Origin of the sequence: Streptomyces sp. NPDC099050 (assembly GCF_044759865.1) — a bacterium.
Taxonomy (GTDB): Bacteria; Actinomycetota; Actinomycetes; order Streptomycetales; family Streptomycetaceae; genus Streptomyces.
Map to the genome: position 1 here is coordinate 41,063 of NZ_JBIWAE010000030.1, position 19,052 is coordinate 60,114.

Here is a 19,052-nt window from a genome sequence, read left to right on the forward strand (position 1 = left end):
GCGACACCTCTCACGTCGTGTGACCGGCTCTCACGCTCTATGCCCGGCAGCCGGAGCCCGGTCGTTCCGGGCCGTGCCGGTGGATCCCGTCAGCGGGCTCCGGGCCCCCAGACGCTTGCGGACTCCTGACACCAGTCTCCCCGCCGTGAAGCCGGCACCGTGCACGAATCGCATGGAAGGGCCGAATGAGGGAGCGGTCAGCAGCCCCGCGAAGAACAGCCCGGGCCACGAGGACTCGAAGCCGGGACTCAGCTCCGGCGTCCCGCTCTCCCCTACGGTGACCAGCGCGGCCCGCAGCCCCGCGTCGAGCAGCTCCAGCCGGGCCAGGTCCGGGGTGAAGCCGGTCGCCGCGATCACGTGCGCGGTGTCCAGGACGACGGACTCCCCGGCGGCGGTGGACAGCCCGAGCCGGGTCCGCCCGCCCGTCGGGACGGCCCGCCGCAGCCGGTGCCCGAGCAGGACCGGGACCCGGTGCTCGAAGCGCTCGCGCAGCCACCAGGCTCCGGCCGGGCCCAGCGCGGTGGCCGCGATCCGCTCCCGGGTGGGCGCGGGCAGCCGGCGCACCGCCCAGGGCAGCTCCGACCAGGCCCAGCTGCGCCAGCCGGTGCCCAGCCCGCTGTGCGGATCGCGCAGGGCGCGCAGCGGGGGCCGCCGCAGCGGCTGCGGGACGGTGTTCCAGTTCAGCCGGGAGCGCCGGGCCACGAGGCACGGCCGGGCGCCGCTCTCCGCGAGCAGGGCCGCGGTCTCCAGGGCCGCCTGCCCGGCGCCGAGCACGGCGACCTCGCGGCCGGCGAAGCGGGTCAGGTCGCGGTGGCCGCTGCTGTGCGAGTAGTGCGCCGCGGGCAGCTCCCGTAGCGCCTCGGGGTACCGGACGAACGGCATCACGCCCACGGCCAGCGCGACGGTCCGGGCGAGCAGCGGCGGCCCCTCGGCGGTGCGGATCAGGAAACCCCCGCCCTGCGGGGTGACTTCGGTGACGGTCGCCTCCTCCACCGGGGGTACTGCCTGGCGGGCGAACCAGAGCCCGTACGCGCTGAACGTCCCGATGGGCAGCGGAGTTCCGTGTTCGGCGGCGATCCCGCGGCCCGCGCAGTACTCGGCCAGCGTGTAACGACCGCCGGGCGCCGACAGGTTGGAGGACCACGGCTCCGACTTGAGGTACATGCCCTCGGGCATGTGGTCCCGCCAGGAGGCCATGGGCCGCCCCAGGATCCGCACCCCGAGCCCCGCCCCGGCCGCGTGGGCCGCGATCGACAGCCCGTAGGGCCCCGCTCCGACCACCACGAGGTCGTCCATCCGTGTCACCGCAGTCCCTCCAGCCTCATGGTTCATCCCCTGCCACCCACGCCACCCACGCCGCGCGACGCCACGCGACGCGATGCGATGCGATGTGCCCTGCGCTCCCTGCTGCCTGCTCCCCTGCTCCCCTGCTCCCTGCTCCCTGCTCCCGCGCTCCCTACCGCGTCACCAGCTCGTCCGGCTCCGCCGGGGCCTCCGGCGGAGCGGACCGGGCGCCGGGCCCCGCGGCGGACCCTGCCGCGCCGGCCGGGGGCAGCTCCCGGCCCCGCTGGCGCGGGGCGCGGACCACCGCCCGGGCCGTCCGGCGGCCCTGCTCGGGGACTCCGCGCAGCACCCCCAGCCCCTTGAACGCACCGCGCCCCAGGAAGGCGGCGAGCATCCCCAGGAACGGCATCGGGTCGTCGGCGGCGAACCACGCCGCCTCCACCTCCCCCCGCTCCCGACCCCGGCCCCGGCGCGCGGGGGTGGTCGCGGTGCCCGCTCCGGCGGGCGGAGCCGGGGGCCGGCGCGGGAGCGAGCGGCCCCGTACCGCCGCGAGCAGGGCGTAGTTCTCCGCCACGAAGACCCGGCCCGGTCCGCCGGAGGGCTCCGGGACCCGCTGGCCCGTCAGGTCCAGGTACATCGCCTGGACCACGTCGAGGCCGCCCGCGTCCGTGAAGAGCCGGAACTGCGCCCCCGGGCGCGGGTTGAAGTCCACCAGGCGGAATTCGCCCTGCTCGTCCCGGCGGAAGTCCAGGTCCAGGATCCCCTGGTAGCCGAGCCGCTCGGCGAGCCGCAGTCCCGCCTCCTCCACCGCCGGATCCGGCAGCCAGCGCCCGACCGCCGTCAGCCCCGTCCGTACCGGCCAGGACAGCTCCTTGCGGCCGGACCCGGTGATCAGCGGACGCCCGCCCCGGGCGAACGCGCCGTGGAAGAACCAGTCGGTGTCCGGCCCGGCCGGCAGGAAGCGCTGGAGCAGCAGCCGGCTGCCCGCCTCCGCCGAGCGCTCGTACAGCCGCCGCGCCTCGGCGGCCGACTGGAGCAGGGTGGTGCTGCGCAGGCCGGTGCCCGGGGGCAGCAGCCACGGCCGGCTCCACTTGGCGATCACCGGGAGCCCGAGGCGCCATGCGGCATCCGCCGCCTCGGCCCCGCTCGCCGGGATCACGGTCTCCGGGTGCGGTACGTCCCACCGGGCGCAGAGCCGCGACAGCTCCGCCTTGTCCGCCACCCGCGCCGGCAGGTCGTCGGGCTGATGGGGGATCCGGAAACGGTCCGTCAGCATCGGCGCGACCCGTGACACCGCGATCGCGCTGAGGTCGTCCATGGCGATGAGCACCGCCGGACGGCCGATCAGTTCGGAGACCCCGGTCAGGCACTCCAGCAACGCCTCGGGCGCCTCGGGGTCGAGCCCGCCGACGGGTCCGGGATGCACGGCGCGCAGGTAGCGCGAACGCCCCATGGGACCTCCCCCGGCCTCGACGACGGCATGGACCTCCACACCCGCACGCCCGAGGGATCTGACGGCGCCGAGGGTTCCGTGGTGGAACGGATTCCGATCGAGTCTGAGCAGAACTGCGGGCACTTGGCTGGGATGCGCGTGCATGGGAACGGTGTCTTTCACCTAGTCGGACCAAGCGGGGACGGTGCGCACGTGCGAATGGCCTAGGAAGAGGTCACCTGACAGGCCATTCGTCAGATGTGATGCCTAACGTCTTTGGTAAGCACACCGATTCAGGAAAGCTCGGGAGACGCCATGCCCAGACCACGCCGCCGACTGGCGAGCACCTGCATCGGAACGGTGACGGCCGGGCTGCTCGCCACCGGGGCCGCCCTCGCGGCCCCCGAGGAGCAGAGCACCGGATCCGACGTCGCCATGGGTGCCTACCTCGACTACGGGCCGCCCGGAGTGGCCCGCATCCCGTTCCTGTCGAACTGGCTGGGCGGCAAGGAGATCCGGGTCGGGCACACCTATCTGCCCGGTGACCAGTGGGCCGGCATCGAGGGCAACGTCAGCTTCCTCGACGACTGGGCGCGGTGGCGGCGCCAGCGGGACGACCGGCTGTTCGTCCTCAACGTGCCCATGCAGGAGCGCAACGAAGCCCGGGTCCCCGACTACCAGGTGGCCCAGCTGATCCGGGCGGGCGCGGACGGCCAGTACGACCGGCACTTCAAGAAGCTCGCCGAACGGCTGGTGTCGCTGGGCGTCCCGGACACGGTGATCGTGCTCGGCTGGGAGATGAACGGCACCACCTACACCCACCGCTGCGGTCCCGACCCGGAGAACTGGAAGGTCTACTGGAAGCGCGTCGTCAACACGATGCGCTCCGTGCCCGGCCAGAAGTTCAAGTTCGATTTCAACCCGAACCGCGGCACCGACGCGATCGGCTGGACCAAGTGCTACCCGGGCGACGACGTGGTCGACATCGTCGGGATGGATTCGTACGACCAGGGTCCCGGCCGGAACTTCGACGAGCAGATCAGCCAGCCGTACGGGCTCCAGCACCACGTGGACTTCGCGCGGGCACACGGCAAAGAGATCTCCTACCCGGAGTGGGGACTGTTCCGCAACGGGGACAACCCGGAGTACATGCGGCGCATGCTGCAGTGGATCGAGAAGCAGAAGCCGCTCTACCACACCATCACCGACTACTGCCCGCACGGCGTCTGGCAGTGCAAGCAGAACCCGGCCTCGACGAAGGTCTTCCGCGAGGCGCTGACCCCGCAGCGGCCCGACCCGGTCATCCCGACCCCGGTCGTCCCGACCCCGGTCGTCCCGACCCCGGTCATCCCGACCCCCGTGGTGCCCACGCCGGTCATCCCGACCCCGCAGGTCCCCACGCCCGAGATCCCGACGCCGGTGGTCACCCCGCCGGTCGTGCTCCCCAGCCCGGAGGTCCCGAGCCCGGTCGCCCCGAGCCCGGTCGTCCCCAGTCCCGCCGTCCCGAGCCCGGTCGTCCCGAGCCCGGTCGAGCCCAGCCCGGAGGTCCCGACGCCCTCGCCCGTGGTCCCGAGCCCGCAGGTCCCGGTCGAGCCCAGCCCGGAGGTCCCGAGCCCGGTCGCCCCGAGCCCCGTCGAGCCCAGCCCGCTGGTCCCGTCCCCCGAGGTCAGCCCGAGCCCGGTCGTGCCCAAGCCGAGCCCCGAGGTCCCGTCCCCGGTGCCCTCGCCGCTCGTCCCGAAGCCGGAGCCGTCCCAGCCGCCCAAGCCGACGACGCCTCCCGTAGCGCCCGTACCGCCCGTCAACAGCACGGAGTGGTGCGTGCCGATCAACTTCGGCGAGTGGCTCTCCAAGCTGGTCGGCAAGCAGTCGGTCTGCGTCAAGGTCGACTGGGGCAGGGAGTCCGGCTTCTGGCCCTTCTAGGCGGGGCGTCCGGGTCATCGGATCCGCAGTTCGTTGAGCCGCGCCCGCCAGTCCCTGGCGGCCGGCAACGCTTCCCGCAGCGCTTCCACCGCCCGCTCGCGCCCCGTCACCTGCGACTCGTGCAGTCGCAGCAGGGGCGCGAGCGCGGCCGTGGCCATCAGGAAGCGCTGATTGACCACCGTCCGCGGCCGCCAGTGGTTCTTGTACGGTTCGTTGCCGCGCAGGAAGCTCACCACCGGGCGTCCCTCGGCGAGCGCGCGGGTGGCCTCGTAGCGCAGCAGCAGCGTGGCCACGTCCACCTTCCGGTCCCGCAGGTCGGGATCGGCGCCGTAGAGGTAGCCGCCGCTGAGCGCGCCCGAGAGCAGCGTGAGGTTGGCGGCCACGACCTTCCCGTCGAGCCGGAACTCGGCCAGCCGGCCCTCTCCGACGCGCACCATCCGCCGCGTGGCCCGGGTCAGGTGTTCGGCGAAGCGGGGCTTGAGGTGTTCGGGGGTCACCCCGCGGCCGCGCCACTGCTTCTCGTGCAGCCGCAGCAAGGTCCGTACCGCCCGCGGCACTTCCTGCTCGGTGACCTCGTGCTCCTCGATCCCGGCCGCGTCGGTCTTGCGGAGCTTGGCCCGCACCCGCTGGGCGCCGGAGGCGGGCATCCGCTTGACCAGCTCGTCGAAGGGCATGGCGGGCAGCTCCATGCAGGTGGAGTCGGCGAGCTTGCTGCCGATCCCCGGCCAGGCCGCGTACACGGCTTCGGCCGCGGCCCCGGGCCGCACCTCGCGCAGGTCGACGACCGCGCCCCGGGCGGCCCGGTGCAGACCGTTGGCCAGGGCCGGGACGACCTGGTCGGCGTACCGCGCCGCGACGATCACGTCGAAGTAGTCGGTGATGCCCCCGCCGAGCGGCACGAGCAGCGGCATCGGCCGGTGTACGAGCATCAGCGCGGCCGCGCCGACCAGCTCCTCCCCGCGCCGCACCAGGACGATGCGGAGCCGGCCGTCCTTGCCGTAGGACAGCCACCAGGAGTGCAGCCAGGCATGGCTCTGGAAGGGAGTGGCGGTGGGACAGGCGCGGACGAGCCGGTTCCACGGCTCCTCCAGCGCTGCGAACTGCCGGGGATCGCGGCACAGCGTCACCGACAGGGCCCCGGCGGAGCCGGAGGTCATCGCACCGACTCCTTCTCCTTGGTCGCGGCCGGCTCGCCCTGCGCGGGCAGCGAGGCGTACTCCTCGACGGTCTCCACGGCGTCCGCGCCGGTCCCCTCGCCGGGACCCTCGCCGCGCCGCCGGCCGGCCGTCGGCCGGGCCAGCAGCCACAGCCCGCCCAGCAGCCCGCCCGCGCACAGTCCGACCGCCCCGCTGAGGGCGGGGGACGCGGAGGCGGGGTCGCTGGGCGCGACCGCCTGGTTGAAGAGGAGCAGCTGCACGCCGGTGTTCTTGGCGGCCGTGTTGCTGCTCAGCGACAGGGCGTCGGCCACGGCATTGGCGATGTCGGCGGCCTCGGCGGCGCTCTTCGCGGTCCCGGTGATGGCGATCATCGGAGACTCGGGGGAGGTCTCGGCGCGGACCTGGGTGCGCAGCTTCTGCACGCTGATGCCCGCGCGGGGCTGCGCGTACGCGAGGGTCGAACTGCTGGTGGCGATCCGGGCGTAGGCCTGGGCGAAGCCGAGCGCGGTGGCCGGCTCGGTGGTGTCGTCGGGGACCGCGACGACGTAGCTGGTGGCGGCGTACTCGGGCGCCTTGAGCACCCCGTACGCCCCGCCCGCGGCGAGCCCCAGCAGCGCGGCGGCGGGCAGTGGCCACCACACGGGCGGCGACAGCAGCCGTACCCGGCGCCGGTGGGTGGACTTCTTCTGGTCGGCGGTGTCCGCCATGTGCGTACCTCTTTCCTGGTGACGGGTGGTGTGGTTCGGGTCCTTCTCCGCGGACCCCTACGGGTGACGGATCAGCCGGCCTCTCCACCCAGGGCGGCCCGCGGCAGTGACGCCGCACCTTCGGGACGGGCCGAGCCCGGATCCAGCCCCTCCGGCGTCAGATCCAGCCCCTGCGGCGTTTGCGGAGCGGGGGTCCGGGGGCCGGCCCCCGGCAACGGCGCCGCACGGTCCGAACCGGCCGAGCCCGGATCCAGCCCCTCCGGCGTTTGAGGAGCAGGGGTCCGGGGACTGGTCCCCGGCAACCGCGCCGCCCCCCGGGACCCGGCCGGCGAAGCGGCCATCGCTAGGTCGTACACGCGGAGCAACTGCTCCGCGCTCCGCCCGATGTCGTAGCGCCGCACCACCCCCGGCGGCGGCAGCCGCATCGCGCCGGCCTCCATGTGCCCCCGCAGCGCCGCGACGAGTTCCTCCGTGCCGGTGCCGATCCGCCGCGCCCCCGGCGCCTGCGCCGCGGGCAGGTCGTCGATCGCCGGGCAGGTGACGTGCAGCACCGGCAGCCCCGCCGCCAGCGCCTCGATCACCGCCAGTCCGAAGGCCTCCTCCCGCGAGGGGGACACGAACACGTCCATCGCGGCGAGCAGCGCCGGGATCCCCGGGGTCCGCCCGTCGGTGCTGTCGCCCAGCGGATCCCGCTCCCCCAGCAGGTGGATCCGGCTCTGCGCCCCCAGCTCGGCGGCGAGCCGGCGCAGCGCGGCCCGCTCCGGCCCGTCCCCGGCCAGCAGCAGGTGCGCGCCGGGCAGCGCCGCCACCGCCCGGACCAGGACGTCGAAGCGTTTCCCCGGCACCAGCCGGCCGACGCCGCCGACCACGAAGGCCCGCTCGGGCAGTCCGGTCCGGGTCCGGGTGGCCCGTCGTACGCCCTCGTCGAAGCGGAACCGCACGGCTTCGATCCCGTTCGGGACCACGTGCACCCGTCCGGCCGGCACGCCCCAGGCCTCCAGGCGGGCCGCCACGGTGTCCGACACCGCCACGGTCGCGGCTCCCAGCCGCTCGCTCGCCAGGTACAGGGCCCGTACGCCGCCCGTGAGCGGCCGGCCCTCGATCTCGCCCGCCCCCAGGGAGTGTTCGGTCGCCACGCTCACCCGCACGCCCGCGAGCCGCGCCGCGAGGCGCCCGTACACGCAGGCCCGGTACAGGTGCGTGTGGACCAGGTCGTAGCGGCCCCGCCGGATGAACTTCACCAGCTTCGGCACCGCCCCCAGGTCGCGGTTTCCGCGCATCCCGAGGTGGACGACGCGGACCCCGTCCGCGCGCAGCCCCTCCGCGACCGGCCCGGGGTTGGTCAGCGTCAGGACGTCGCAGCGCATCGGCATGTGCCGCAGCAGCAGCCGCAGTTGTTGCTCGGCGCCGCCGACGCCGAGGCCGGTGATGACGTGCAGCACCTTCCCGGGGCTCACAGGTGCACCGCCCGGCGCAGCTCGCGCACCTGGTGGCGCACCTGCTTGATCCGCAGGCGGGGGCCGCCGTCGGCCTGGCTGATGTGGGTGCGGGGCATCGCGTGGGGTCCGGCGAGGCGGCCCGGGTCGATCGCGCAGGCGTAGCCGTACCCGGCGGCCCGGGTCGCGGCGACGACCCGGGCGTCGAGGTGCCCGTACGGGTAGCAGAATCCGGCGGGCAGCTTCCCGGTCAGCTCCCGGATCAGCTCGCGGCTGCCGCGCAGCTCCTGGGCCAGTACGTCGTCGGGGGCCGCGGTGAGGTCCTGGTGGAGCAGCCCGTGCGAGCCGATCTCCTGCCCGGCGGCGGCGGCTTCGCGGATGCCCTCGGCGGTGAGGAGGGGCTTGCGGGGGCCCAGCGGGTCCCAGACGTTGTCCACGCCGAGCCGCCCGGGCAGCACGAAGAGGGTGGCGGTGCAGTCGTAGCGGCGCAGCAGCGGCAGCGCGCGGGTCAGGAAGTCGGTGTAGCCGTCGTCGAAGGTCAGCCCGACCAGTCCGGCGGCCCGCCCGGCGGCGCGGGCCCGCAGCAGCTCGCCGACGGACACCCCGCGCAGCCCGCGGGAGCGCAGCCACAGCAGCTGCGCCTCCAGCGCGTGCGGGGTGACGGTGATGCCGTACGGGTCCTCGGCGGGATCGGTGAACTCGGCGACGGAGTGGTACATCAGGACCCACGGCGATGCGCCGCGGCGGGCGGTGACCGCCGCGGCGGGGGGCGCCGTTTCGGTGTCAGCGGACATTGCGGAACCTCTGGGTGATCTGGGAGGTGAGGTGAGCGGTGAGCTGGGCGAGCTGGCCCGGCAGGGCGATGACCTCCAGGGCCCGTATGGCCATGCCGGTGGCGCCGAACATGGCCGGGACCAGCAGGCAGCCGAGGGCGGCGCTGACCAGCGGGTCGGGGATCATCGGTCCGGCGATCCAGCCGGTGGCGCAGGCGGCGAGGGCCGCGACGGAGAGTCGGCCGATGCTGATGGCGACCCGGCGGACCTGGATGGCGATGATCCGCGAGCCGAGTCCGGTGAGCAGCAGTACGGCGGTGGTGGAGATGCCGGCGGCGTTGGCGGCGGCGATCCCGTAGATGCCCCACCAGCCGACGGCGAAGGCTCCGGCGACGATGTTGACGAGGAGTCCGGAGCCCATGGCGAGGGCGGGGAACCAGATAGGCCGGGCGGTGGAGAAGAAGGGCCGTGAGAGCGCCCCGACGAGGCAGTGGCCGAGCAGGCCGAGGCCGTAGACCCGCATGACGGAGGCGGTGACCTCGGTGTCGGCGTGGGTGAACGCCCCGCGTTCGAAGAGCACTTGGATGATCTGGGGGGCGTACCCGATGACGAGCGCGGTGCCCATGAGGACGGCGAGCGAGGCGAGCGCGAGGTCCCGCTCGACCCGCCTGCGGGCCTTGTCCCGCTCCCCGCCGGCCATGGCCTGGGCGACGACGGGGAAGGTGACGGTGCAGATCATGAGGGAGAGCACCATCGGCATCTGCGCGACTTTTTGGGCGTAGTTGAGGTGCGAGATGGCGCCGGGCGGCAGTCCGGCGGCGAGGAACCGCTCGACGAGGACCTGAGACTGCCGGAAGACGGCGAAGAAGATGACCGGGGCGATCACCCCGAAGGCGATCAGCGTCGGCCGGTCGCGGTCGCGCTGGCTGCGCGGGGCGCCCTTGGCACGGGGCGGTCCGAAGCCCACGTTGCGGATGAAGGCCGGCAGTTGGACCAGGACCATCAGCACGCCGCCGACGGCGACCCCGGCGGCGGCGGCGCGCACCCCCCACAGGGCGTGCAGGGCGACCATGGTCCCGATGATGCCGACGTTGTACGACACGTAGATGGCGGCGGGCGGCACGAAGGAGCGGTGCGCTCTGAGCGCGGCGCTGAAGTAGCCGGCGACGCCGAAGGACAACACGGTCAGGGCGGTCAGCCGGGTGCATTCGACGGCGAGCCCGGGGTCGGGCAGCCCGGGCGCGAGCACGCCCACGACGAGCGGCGCGGCGACGACGAGTACGGAGGCCACGGCGGCCAGGAGCACCAGCAGCCGCGGCAGCGTGGCCCCCACGAGGAGCCGTACGGGATCCTGCGCGCGGGCCTCCTGGCGGGTGAGCCCGGCCCTGCTGGCGGCCCGGCGGGCCAGGGCGTGGCTGAAGGCGGGGACCATCAGCAGGGCCATGGCGTCCTCGATGAGCAGCGTCGAGGCCATCTCGGGGACGGTCCAGGCGATGAGGAAGGCGTCGCTGTCGTGCCCGGCTCCGAAGAGGTGCGCGATGGTCTGGTCGCGGACCAGCCCGAACACCGCCCCGGCGGCGGTCAGCCCGGCGGTCACGGCGGCCGCCTTGGCGAGCGCCCCGCCGCCGCCCGACCGGTTCCCGTCGGCCGCCGCCTCGGGGCCGCCACCCCGGCTCCCGTCCCCCGCCGTCCGGCGCGGGGCGCCGTTCCGCCCGGCCGCGGCACCCCGATCCCGGCCCTTCCCGGCCCGTACGGACCGGGCCACCGCAGCGCCCCGTACGGACCGGCGCACGGCCTCCGCGTCGCCCGGCGCCGCGGTCCCGGCGGCCCCGGATCCGACAGGCCCCGGGGCCGGAGCGGCAGCGCCCCGGTCGGGTCCCGGGCCCGGCCCGCCGGTGGCCACCACGCGGCCCGCTCCGGCGTCGCCGGCGGGGACCGGAACGCCCACGTGCGCGGCGCCGCGTCCGGCGGACAGCGGCCCGCCCGAGACGGCCACCCGGCTCGCGCTGTCCGCCGGCCCCGTGGTCGGCGCGGCCGGGGCCACCGGCGGGTGCGGCGGACGGCCCGCAGCCGCGGCGACCTCGGTCGCCGCGGCTGCGGGCCGCCGCCAGGGCGTCGTATCCGTCACCGGCCGGCCGCACCCTCAGGGACCGCGGCCCGGGCGGCCGCGCCCGGCCCGCGGCCGGGGGCGGGAGCCGGAACGACCCGGCTCCGCTCACCCGTCCGACCGCCGGAGGCGAGCTCACCGGTCCCGCCCCCGGAGGGGAGCGCCCACCAGGCCGCCAGGCCGATGATCACTCCGGTGAGGACGGTCGACGGGCCGCCGATGTCCGCGTAGAGGAAGTCGGTGAGCTGCCACACGAGCAGGCCCATCGCGACCAGTCCGCAGTCCCGCACCGCACCGGAGCCCGCCAGGCACCGCCGCAGGCCCGCCACCAGGACGGCCAGCCAGCCGCCCGCCAGTGCGACCAGCCCGATCAGCCCCTGCTCGCTCAGCACCAGCAGGTACATGTTGTGCGGGGAGAGCAGCGGCTGGCGGACGTACCCCTGGCCCGCGCCCGCGGTGTCACTGCCGGAGGACAGCGCCAGCCCGGAGTGCGAGTCCCGGTTGGCCGGGAAGCCCTTCAGCCCGACCCCCACCGCGGGCCGCTCGCGCCACATCGACCCGGCCGCGTCCCACATCGTGTAGCGGTCGGTCACCGACTGGTCGGGGGCGTCGGAGACCTGTGTGATCGAGGTCAGCCGCTCGGCGACCATCGCGGAGCCGACGCCGAACCCGCCCACGAGGACCACCCCGGCGGCCACCAGCGCGAGCAGCACCTTCAGGGCCCGCCGGATCCCGGCCAGGGCCATCACCAGTCCGGCCGCGGCGAAGGTCGCGATCCACGCGCCCCGGCTGAAGGACAGCACCAGCGGGAGCACCAGGACCAGCGCCGCCGTGCCCGAGGCCCGCCGGACCCGCGCCGGCAGCCCCGGCGCGAGCGCGCCGGCCGTCGCGACGACCAGGCCGTAGGCCACGACCGTGGCCATGCCCATGACGTCCCCGGGGCCGAAGGTGCCCACGGCGCGGATGTCCTCGCCCTGGTAGGAGGCCCCGGTGTGGGTGGCGAACTGCACCACGCCCACCGCTCCCTGGACCAGTGCCAGCACCACGAAGCACCCCGCGGCCAGCCGGAACTCGAAGGCGTCCCGCACCAGCAGCACGATCGCCGCCGGGACCAGCACGAACACCTGGAGGTATCGCACGAACCCGGGCAGGGCCGCGTACGGGTCCCCCGCGGTCACCGTCGCGACGGCGAGCCCGACGGCCGGCAGGCCGAGGACGAGCACCCCCAGCGGGCTCAGCGGCCGGACCCGGCCCCGCAGGGCCTGGACCCCGCAGACGAACACGAGCAGCAGTGAGGCGGCGTCGGCCGGACCGACCTTCCCCGAGGCGCTCGCGTCGCCCGCCGGAACGGGGATCAGGAGGGCCAGTACGGTCGCGGCGAGCGGCAGCAGCGGCCAGTGCCGGCGCAGCAGATCGGCGGGGTCCGGGCAGGACCATGACGTCGGGGACGTCGGTGCGGCAAGGCTCATGCTTTAGCTGCCCCCCAGCCGGAAGCGGAAGAAGGAGGCCGCGGTGCGGGCCAGGATCCACAGGTCCTGCCACAGCGACCAGGTGTCGATGTAGTGGTTGTCGAAGCGGGCCCGGTCCTCGATGGAGGTGTCACCGCGCAGCCCGTTGATCTGGGCGAGCCCCGTGATGCCGACCGGCATCCGGTGCCGGGCTTCGTACCCGGGGTGCAGGCTGCTGAACTTCGCCACGAAGAAAGGCCGTTCGGGACGCGGACCGACCAGGCTCATGTCACCCCGGACCACGTTCCACAGCTGCGGCAGCTCGTCCAGCGAGGACTTGCGCAGGAAGGAGCCGATCGGGCTCATCCGGCAGTCGCCGGCCACCGTCCAGCGGGTGGCGGACTCGTGCGCGTCGGCGCGCAGGGTGCGGAACTTCAGCAGGGTGAAGGGCCGTCCGTACAGGCCGACCCGCTCCTGCCGGAAGATCACCCCGGGCCCGTCGGAGACCCGTACGGCCAGCGCGCAGGCCCCCATCACGGGGGCGGCGGCGAGCAGCGCGATCGCGGCGAGCGTGGAGTCGATGGCCCGCTTCGCGTACCGCTCGACCGGCCGGGCCGGACGCGGCAGCAGCGGCTGGACGGCGTACCCCCACAGCTGGTCGGCGGGCTGCGCGACGCGCATCCCGGTGACCTTGGCGGTGCCCGCCGGGTCGGCGAGCCAGAGCCGGCACCCGTGGTCGTGGAAGAGCCGCACCAGGGAGGCGGTGCGTTCGTCGGCCTCGGGCGGGCGGGTGAAGACGGCGTGCCGGACGGAGTTCTGGATGACGGCCCGCCGGATGTCCTCGTGGGTGGCGAGTACGGGAACTCCCGCATCCCCCTCCCCGCCGGGCCCGGTGTCCGCGAGCCCGACGGGGCGCAGTCCGTACTCGGGGCGCCCGTGCAGGGCGGCGGCCACCGCGCTCGCCCCGGCGCCGGGTCCGACGACCAGGGCGGAGGCGGGGCGCCGGACGCGGGTGCGCCGGCGGAGCTGGTTGACAAGGCCGCGTCCCGCGCAGGCCAGGACGACCTGGACGCAGACGGCGCCGAGCAGCGCGCTCCAGCCCAGGGCGTCGCCCGGGGCGGTGGCGGCCAGCACGGCGGCGGCCGCGCACCACAGCGCGGCGGACCGCCCGGCGAGCGCGGGCAGTTCGAGGAGCGCCGAGGGGGCGAGCCGCGGCCGGTACAGCCCGGCCTGCGCGTGCAGCGCGACCAGGGCCAGGCCGAGGGGGGCGGCGGCCCCGAGGGACAGCCCCGTTCCGGGCAGCGCCGCCACCGTCGCCGTGGCGGCGAACGCGTCGGCGGCCAGCAGCGGGGCGATCCCGTCCCGGCGGCGCACCCGGCTCGGCCGTACGGTGGCCCGGGCGCGGTCGGCCTTGGGTCCGCGCGGGGGGTGGATCGCGGTCACGGAACGGCGCACGGCGGCGGCGCCGGTCCCGGTGCCGGTGGCTGTACTGGTGGCTGTACTGGTGGCCGTGCTGGTCGCCCCGGCGCCGCTGGCGGTACCGGTGATGCCGGTGATGCCGCCGGCGGGCCCCGTACCGCCCTGCCCGGTGTGCCGGGCGGGTGCGCTGTCCATCGTCATCGGCTGATGCGCTCCTGGTTCAAGGGCCGGGGCCTGCCCAGCAGTTCGTGATACAGACCGGTGACCGCGTCCGTGGTGCGCCGCACGTCGAATTCCATCCGCGCGTGCCGCTCCGCCTGCTCCCCGAGTGCGGCGAGCAGCCGCGGCTCGGCGAGCAGCCCGCCCAGGGCCTTGGCCAGCGCCGTCGGGTCCTCCGGTTCCACCAGGCACAAGCGCCCCTGGCCGGGCGGAAGGCTCTCGCGGGCACCGCTGACGTCGGAGACCAGGACCGGTCGGCCACAGGCCATGGCTTCGAGCGGGGCGAGCGCCATGCCTTCCCACCGCGACGGCAGTACAACGAGATCGGCGGCCCGAAGCCACGGCCGGATGTCGAAGGCGGACCCCGCGAAGTGGACCGAGGGCGGGGCGCCGCGGCGCAGCCGTTCCATGTCGGGGCCGTCCCCGACGAGCACGAGCCGGGCCCCGGGAACGGCTCCGAGCAGCTCCGGCCAGGCACGCAGCAGGACGTCCTGCCCCTTCTGCTGACAGAGCCGGCCGACGCAGACGGCGAGCGGCCCGTCGCCCAGGAAGGCGGCGGGCAGCGGCAGTTCGGCGCGCGCCCGGGCCTTGTCCTGGACGGGGTCCGGGCCGCCGGGGCGGAAGTGACCGAGGTCGACGCCGTTGCGGATCACCGACCAGCGGGCGGCGATCCCCTCGGACTCGCCGGTGCGGCGTTCGGCCTCGCTGACGCAGAGCACCCGGTCGGCCCAACGGGCCCCGAAGCGCTCCCAGCGCAGCGCGAGCGCGGCGGTGGCCCCGCCCACGGCGTCGAAGGACCAGGCGTGCGGCTGGAAGACGGTCGGGACGGCCCCGCGCACGGCGAGCCGCCCGGCGAGTCCGGCCTTGGCGCTGTGGGCGTGCAGGACGTCGGGCCGGACCCGCCCGATCAGGCGGCGCGCGCCGAGCACTTCGGCGGCCAGGCCCGGTCCGGGAGCCCGACCGGCACGCCAGGTGAGCACCTCGGCCCCGGCCTCGCGGGCGGCGTCGGCGAGCTGTCCGCCGCGCGGGCAGCCGACGAAGGTCCGCAGGCCGGCCGCGGACTGGGCGCGTACGAGGTCCACGACGACGCGGGCGACCCCGCCCTCGACCGGCTGGACGAGGTGGAGGACGACCGGAGGCCGGGACGCCGAGGGCGAAGGATCGGAGGAAGGAGAGGGGGAGGGGGAGGGGGAAGCGGAAGGGGAAGGGGAAGGAGAGGAAGGCTGCGTGGGCACGTGGAGTGGTCTCCTGCGTTCAGCGGCGCGCGTCTGTCTGAACGAAGAGCACACCGAGAAAATGACCCTGGTTTTCGCCCGTGAACCCGAAGGTCAGGCTGCGGGCGCCACCGGACAGGGCGGGGCTCAGATCGAACACGTCCGCGTCATATCCGAGGTTATTCATATGTTCGGGCTGTCGCACGAACGAGTGATCGCCGAATTCCGTGATCGTGGAATTCATAACATCATTAAAAGGATTTTCTCCGTCACTGAGGCTGATCCGGCGCCCGCTGTCGGCGGTCACCGTGAGTGAGTCCCCGAGCGTTCCGCGGTCCCCGTCGTACGCGACCACCCCGGCCCGCCCCCGCGCTCCGGGCGCCGCGTCCAGACCGGTGAGCTCCACCGTCTCGCCCGCCGCCTCGCCGGCCCCGGCGGCCAGCCCTTCGAAGCCGTCCCAGATCGAGACCCTGCGCACCGGCTCCTGCGGGTGCTCGTAGGCCACCACCAGCGTCCAGCCGCCCCAGGCACCCGCGTCCGAGTGCCCCATGGCGATGTTCAGCTGGGCCACCGTCCACATCCCGGCGCCGCCCTTGCGGACCAGCGGGGTCACGTCGGCGGAGGCCTGGTAGGCATCGCCGGCCGCATCGCTGCGGTGCCCGATGGCCGTGTCGGCCAGCACTTCCTTGTACGCGCCGCCCGGCTCGGCGACGAGCACCCGGCCGTTGTCCTCCGGCGGCTTCTGTTCGCCGACCCGCAGGTTGCCGCCCCAGTACAGCCGGGCGTACGAGACCTTCGAGCCGGCCGGGACCTTGAGCTCGGCCCGGGTGGAGTTGTAGGTGTCCGGGTCCTTGTCGACCTCGTCGTAGAACATCTCGTAGTCGCCGTTGGTCCCCGCCGCACCCTTGTTGACCGCGGCGCACGGTTCGGCCTGCGCGGACTCCACCTTGCGGCAGCCGATGGAGGAGTTCGAGGCCCGGACCAGGCCGCCGTGCTGCACGGCCTGGTAACGCTGGGTGAACGGCACCCGGGGCGCCTCCTTGACCAGCGGCCCCCGCACGCCCGGCGGGGCGGCGGCGGCCCCGGCTGCGGGGAGGTTCACCGAAAGTGCGAGGCAGGACAGCAGACCGAGCGTGCCGAGGATTCTGCGGGAGGAACCCATGACCCTGTCTCCATTTTCGATCAGGGGGACAAAACAGGAGTGAACTTTGTCAGAAGTCAGGAGGGAAATCACGCCGGACTCGCCCATACGGCCTTTTGGGCGATAACTCGCACCCAGAAGACGGGCGGGTCGTTATGGCTTGCACCATTGTTCGAACAGAAAGGAAAAAGCGAGATGAAGAAGAGGCTGGTGCGCGGCGCCACCCTGGCGGTCGCGAGCACCGCGCTGCTGATGGGCGGCGCGGGCCTCGCCTCCGCGCACGGCGACGGCGGCGCGACGGCGAACGGCTTCACCGGTGAGTCCCCCGGCGTCCTGAGCGGCAACCTGCTCCAGGTCCCGGTCCACGTCCCGGTGAACGTCTGCGGCAACACCGTGAACGTGATCGCCCTGCTGAACCCCTCGTTCGGCAACACCTGCGTCAACGCCTGACGTCAACCGTGCCGCCCGAAACTTCGGCATCCGAGTGAAGACACGCAACCCGAACCGCGGTTGCGCCGTTGGTCCGGGTGCTTGAGTACCGGGCAATCCTGCAAAAAAGGGACCATCATGATCAAGAAGTTTGCGGCCGGCGCAGCGGTTGCCGCCTCGTTCGTCGGTCTGGGTGCCGCCATGGCCCCGCAGGCCATGGCCATCGGCAACGACCACGGCATCAACACCGTGAACGGCAACGGGGCCTCGCAGATCTACGGCAACCAGGCCACCTACGGCAACATGAGCCCGCAGATGGCGCTCATCCAGGGCTCGTTCAACAAGCCCTGCATCGCCCTGCCCGCCAAGGCCAACGTCCAGTCCGTCCTGGCTCTGGTCAACGTCGGCGTCCAGGACATCCCGGTCCTGTCCAGCCCGCAGAACCAGCAGTGCACCGAGAACTCCACCCAGGCCAAGGGCGACGAGGCTCTCTCGCACATCCTCAGCAACATCCCGATCCTGTCCGGCAACGCCTCCGCAGGCAGCTGACAGCGCCGCGCCGGCTGACACAGCACCGCGCCAGTGGGGCCGTCGCACCTTCGGGTCGCGGCGGCCCCGCCGCATGTCGGAACTCGAATAGGGGCGCGGAACAATACGGCCACAATTCAGGGAGCACAGGCATCTGAGTGAATTGGCCGGAGGCGCGCAAAAATCCCCGGTTTCTTTTCCCGGACCCACTCGTTGTTATTTCTGCAGCGGATAGACCTCTGCGGGAAGGAAACGAAAACAAATGACGTACAAGAAGGCAGTGGTGCTGGCCGCCGGCGTTCTGATGGCCGCCGGTGCCGCCTCCCCCGCCATGGCCGACGCGGCGGCCGACGGCAAGGCCGTCGGTTCCCCGGGCGTCCTGTCCGGCAACGTGCTCCAGGTCCCGGTCCACGTCCCGGTCAACGTCTGCGGCAACACCGTCAACGTGATCGCCCTGCTGAACCCCGCGTTCGGCAACACCTGCGTCAACGCCTGACGAAGCGCCTGTGCCCGCAAGGGCAGACCTCCTCGGGGTGGCCTCGGAGTGCACGGCGGTGCACTCCGAGGCCACCTTCGATTCAGCACCGGCCGCAGGGCCGGTAGACAGGGAAGGACCCATGCGACAGGTACTGAGCCGACAGGTACTGGGCAAGGGGGTGCTCACCGCGGCCGCCGCGTCCAGTCTGCTGTCGATCGCGACCGGCGCGGCCTACGCGCAACCCGGGGCGATGGCCGAGGCCTCCCATTCACCGGGCGTGCTGGCCGGCAACAGCGTCTCGGTACCGATCACCTTCGCGCCGAACGTGTGCGGCAACACCGTGGACGCCGGAGCGGGCCTCAACCCCGCCATGGGCAACACCTGCGCCACCACGACCGGATCGGACGCCGGACACGACTACGAGCGCTACCTCAGCCCGCAGCAGGCGGAGCAGGTCCGCCGCTACGTCGACCAGCACGACCGGCAGGAGCGGGAAGACCGGCACGAGCAGGGCGGTTACGGGGACCGCGGACCCGAGCAGCACGGCGGCTACGGCGAGGACGGACCCGGGCCGCAGGGCGGCCACGAGGACCACGGACCCGGGCCGCAGGGCGGCTACGGGGACTCCGGGGACTCCGGCGAGGAGGAGTGCGACGACCACCCCGCCCCGGAGCGGCCCGAACCCCGGCCCCAGCACGAGCCCGAGCACCCCCCGGCGCCGGCCCCGCAGCACGCGCCCCCCGCGCCGCAGCCGCTGCCCGCGCCCGAGGCGGAGCACCCGGCGCCCGCTCCGGCGCCCGCGCCCGCTCCCGCTCCCGTAGAGCAGGCACCCGCGCCGCAGCCCGAGCCGGTACCGGCGCCCGTCCCCGCGCCGGCACCCGCACCGGTCGAGGAGGCCCCGCGGCCGCTTCCGGCTCCGGCCCCCGCCCCCGCGCCCGTAGTGGAGGAGGCTCCGCACACGCTCCCCGCTCCGGCACCCGTGGAGGAGGCTCCCGCGCCGATGCCCCCGCACGGCAGCCAGGTCGTGGAGCACCCGGCGCCGGTAGTGCCCCCGGCCGACCAGCCGCCGGCGGCCCCCGCCGGTGACCTGCCGGTCCCGCTCCCTCCGGCACCGCTGCCCGCCCCGGCGCCCGCCCCGGTTCCCGCGCCCGCGCCGGCACCCGCCCCCGAGGCCGTCCCCGTCGCGGCGGTCCCCGCGGCCCCCGCGCGGCAGGAGCTGGCCGCGACCGGTGCCGGACAGCCCGGCGCCGCGGCGGCCCTGGCCTCGGCCCTGATCCTGGGCGGCGCCATTCTGTACCGCAGGTCCCGCAAGGCCGCCTGACGGCAATACCGGTAATCAGAAGAAATATCGGCCGGAGAA

At 74.3% G+C, this 19,052-nt stretch carries 16 protein-coding genes; 5 read left to right on the plus strand and 11 right to left on the minus strand.

Annotated elements, in window-relative coordinates; translation table 11 throughout:
• Nucleotides 1-30: 30 nt before the first annotated feature.
• Both ACIQV3_RS35180 and ACIQV3_RS35185 read right to left on the minus strand, forming a co-directional pair.
• Nucleotides 31-1,296, minus strand: coding sequence for an NAD(P)-binding domain-containing protein (locus ACIQV3_RS35180; protein WP_403719917.1), 1,266 nt, complete (start codon nucleotides 1,294-1,296; stop codon nucleotides 31-33).
• 160 nt (nucleotides 1,297-1,456) lie between these two features.
• Nucleotides 1,457-2,737: an ATP-grasp domain-containing protein gene (locus ACIQV3_RS35185; protein ID WP_403719829.1), complete on the minus strand. Its 1,281-nt coding sequence runs from the start codon at nucleotides 2,735-2,737 to the stop codon at nucleotides 1,457-1,459.
• 294 nt (nucleotides 2,738-3,031) lie between these two features.
• On the opposite strand from ACIQV3_RS35185, the gene ACIQV3_RS35190 reads away from it, so the two are divergent.
• Nucleotides 3,032-4,636 carry a glycoside hydrolase family 26 protein gene (locus tag ACIQV3_RS35190; RefSeq protein WP_403719832.1) on the plus strand — a complete coding sequence of 535 codons (1,605 nt, stop codon included), beginning with the start codon at nucleotides 3,032-3,034 and terminating at the stop codon, nucleotides 4,634-4,636.
• 14 nt (nucleotides 4,637-4,650) lie between these two features.
• Here the strand turns inward: ACIQV3_RS35190 and ACIQV3_RS35195 are convergent, their stop codons facing one another.
• The 9 genes from ACIQV3_RS35195 to ACIQV3_RS35235 all read right to left on the minus strand — a co-directional run bounded on the left by ACIQV3_RS35195 (nucleotide 4,651) and on the right by ACIQV3_RS35235 (nucleotide 16,350).
• Nucleotides 4,651-5,793 carry a GNAT family N-acetyltransferase gene (locus ACIQV3_RS35195; protein WP_403719834.1) on the minus strand — a complete coding sequence of 381 codons (1,143 nt, stop codon included), beginning with the start codon at nucleotides 5,791-5,793 and terminating at the stop codon, nucleotides 4,651-4,653.
• Nucleotides 5,790-6,500: a lipopolysaccharide biosynthesis protein gene (locus ACIQV3_RS35200; RefSeq protein ID WP_403719836.1), complete on the minus strand. Its 711-nt coding sequence runs from the start codon at nucleotides 6,498-6,500 to the stop codon at nucleotides 5,790-5,792. The genes ACIQV3_RS35195 and ACIQV3_RS35200 overlap by 4 nt, the downstream gene beginning before the upstream one ends.
• A gap of 71 nt (nucleotides 6,501-6,571) precedes the next feature.
• Entirely contained in the window at nucleotides 6,572-7,957 is a 1,386-nt protein-coding gene (locus tag ACIQV3_RS35205) for a glycosyltransferase (RefSeq protein ID WP_403719837.1), read from the minus strand.
• On the minus strand, nucleotides 7,954-8,730 hold the full coding sequence (locus ACIQV3_RS35210; RefSeq protein WP_403719838.1) for a polysaccharide deacetylase family protein: 777 nt from the start codon (nucleotides 8,728-8,730) through the stop codon (nucleotides 7,954-7,956). The genes ACIQV3_RS35205 and ACIQV3_RS35210 overlap by 4 nt, the downstream gene beginning before the upstream one ends.
• A complete protein-coding gene (murJ, locus tag ACIQV3_RS35215; protein WP_403719920.1) occupies nucleotides 8,720-10,501 on the minus strand; it encodes a murein biosynthesis integral membrane protein MurJ in 1,782 nt (593 codons plus the stop codon). The genes ACIQV3_RS35210 and murJ overlap by 11 nt, the downstream gene beginning before the upstream one ends.
• Before the next feature lie 332 nt (nucleotides 10,502-10,833).
• A complete protein-coding gene (locus ACIQV3_RS35220; protein WP_403719841.1) occupies nucleotides 10,834-12,285 on the minus strand; it encodes an O-antigen ligase family protein in 1,452 nt (483 codons plus the stop codon).
• Between the two features lie 3 nt (nucleotides 12,286-12,288).
• On the minus strand, nucleotides 12,289-13,884 hold the full coding sequence (locus ACIQV3_RS35225; RefSeq protein WP_403719843.1) for an exopolysaccharide biosynthesis polyprenyl glycosylphosphotransferase: 1,596 nt from the start codon (nucleotides 13,882-13,884) through the stop codon (nucleotides 12,289-12,291).
• Entirely contained in the window at nucleotides 13,881-15,137 is a 1,257-nt protein-coding gene (locus ACIQV3_RS35230) for a glycosyltransferase (RefSeq protein WP_403719845.1), read from the minus strand. Before ACIQV3_RS35230 ends, ACIQV3_RS35225 begins: the two co-directional genes overlap by 4 nt.
• A 19-nt stretch (nucleotides 15,138-15,156) precedes the next feature.
• Entirely contained in the window at nucleotides 15,157-16,350 is a 1,194-nt protein-coding gene (locus ACIQV3_RS35235) for a DUF3344 domain-containing protein (RefSeq protein WP_403719847.1), read from the minus strand.
• Nucleotides 16,351-16,452: 102 nt separating this feature from the next.
• Here ACIQV3_RS35235 and ACIQV3_RS35240 point away from each other — a divergent pair, with 102 nt between their 5' ends.
• The 4 genes from ACIQV3_RS35240 (at nucleotide 16,453) to ACIQV3_RS35255 (ending at nucleotide 19,013) form a co-directional block, all read left to right on the plus strand.
• Nucleotides 16,453-16,707, plus strand: coding sequence for a chaplin (locus ACIQV3_RS35240; RefSeq protein ID WP_327306291.1), 255 nt, complete (start codon nucleotides 16,453-16,455; stop codon nucleotides 16,705-16,707).
• Between the two features lie 117 nt (nucleotides 16,708-16,824).
• A complete protein-coding gene (locus tag ACIQV3_RS35245; protein ID WP_403719850.1) occupies nucleotides 16,825-17,235 on the plus strand; it encodes a rodlin in 411 nt (136 codons plus the stop codon).
• 241 nt (nucleotides 17,236-17,476) lie between these two features.
• Nucleotides 17,477-17,710 carry a chaplin gene (locus ACIQV3_RS35250; protein ID WP_403719852.1) on the plus strand — a complete coding sequence of 78 codons (234 nt, stop codon included), beginning with the start codon at nucleotides 17,477-17,479 and terminating at the stop codon, nucleotides 17,708-17,710.
• 121 nt (nucleotides 17,711-17,831) lie between these two features.
• On the plus strand, nucleotides 17,832-19,013 hold the full coding sequence (locus tag ACIQV3_RS35255; protein WP_403719853.1) for a chaplin: 1,182 nt from the start codon (nucleotides 17,832-17,834) through the stop codon (nucleotides 19,011-19,013).
• The last annotated feature ends 39 nt before the right edge of the window (nucleotides 19,014-19,052 follow it).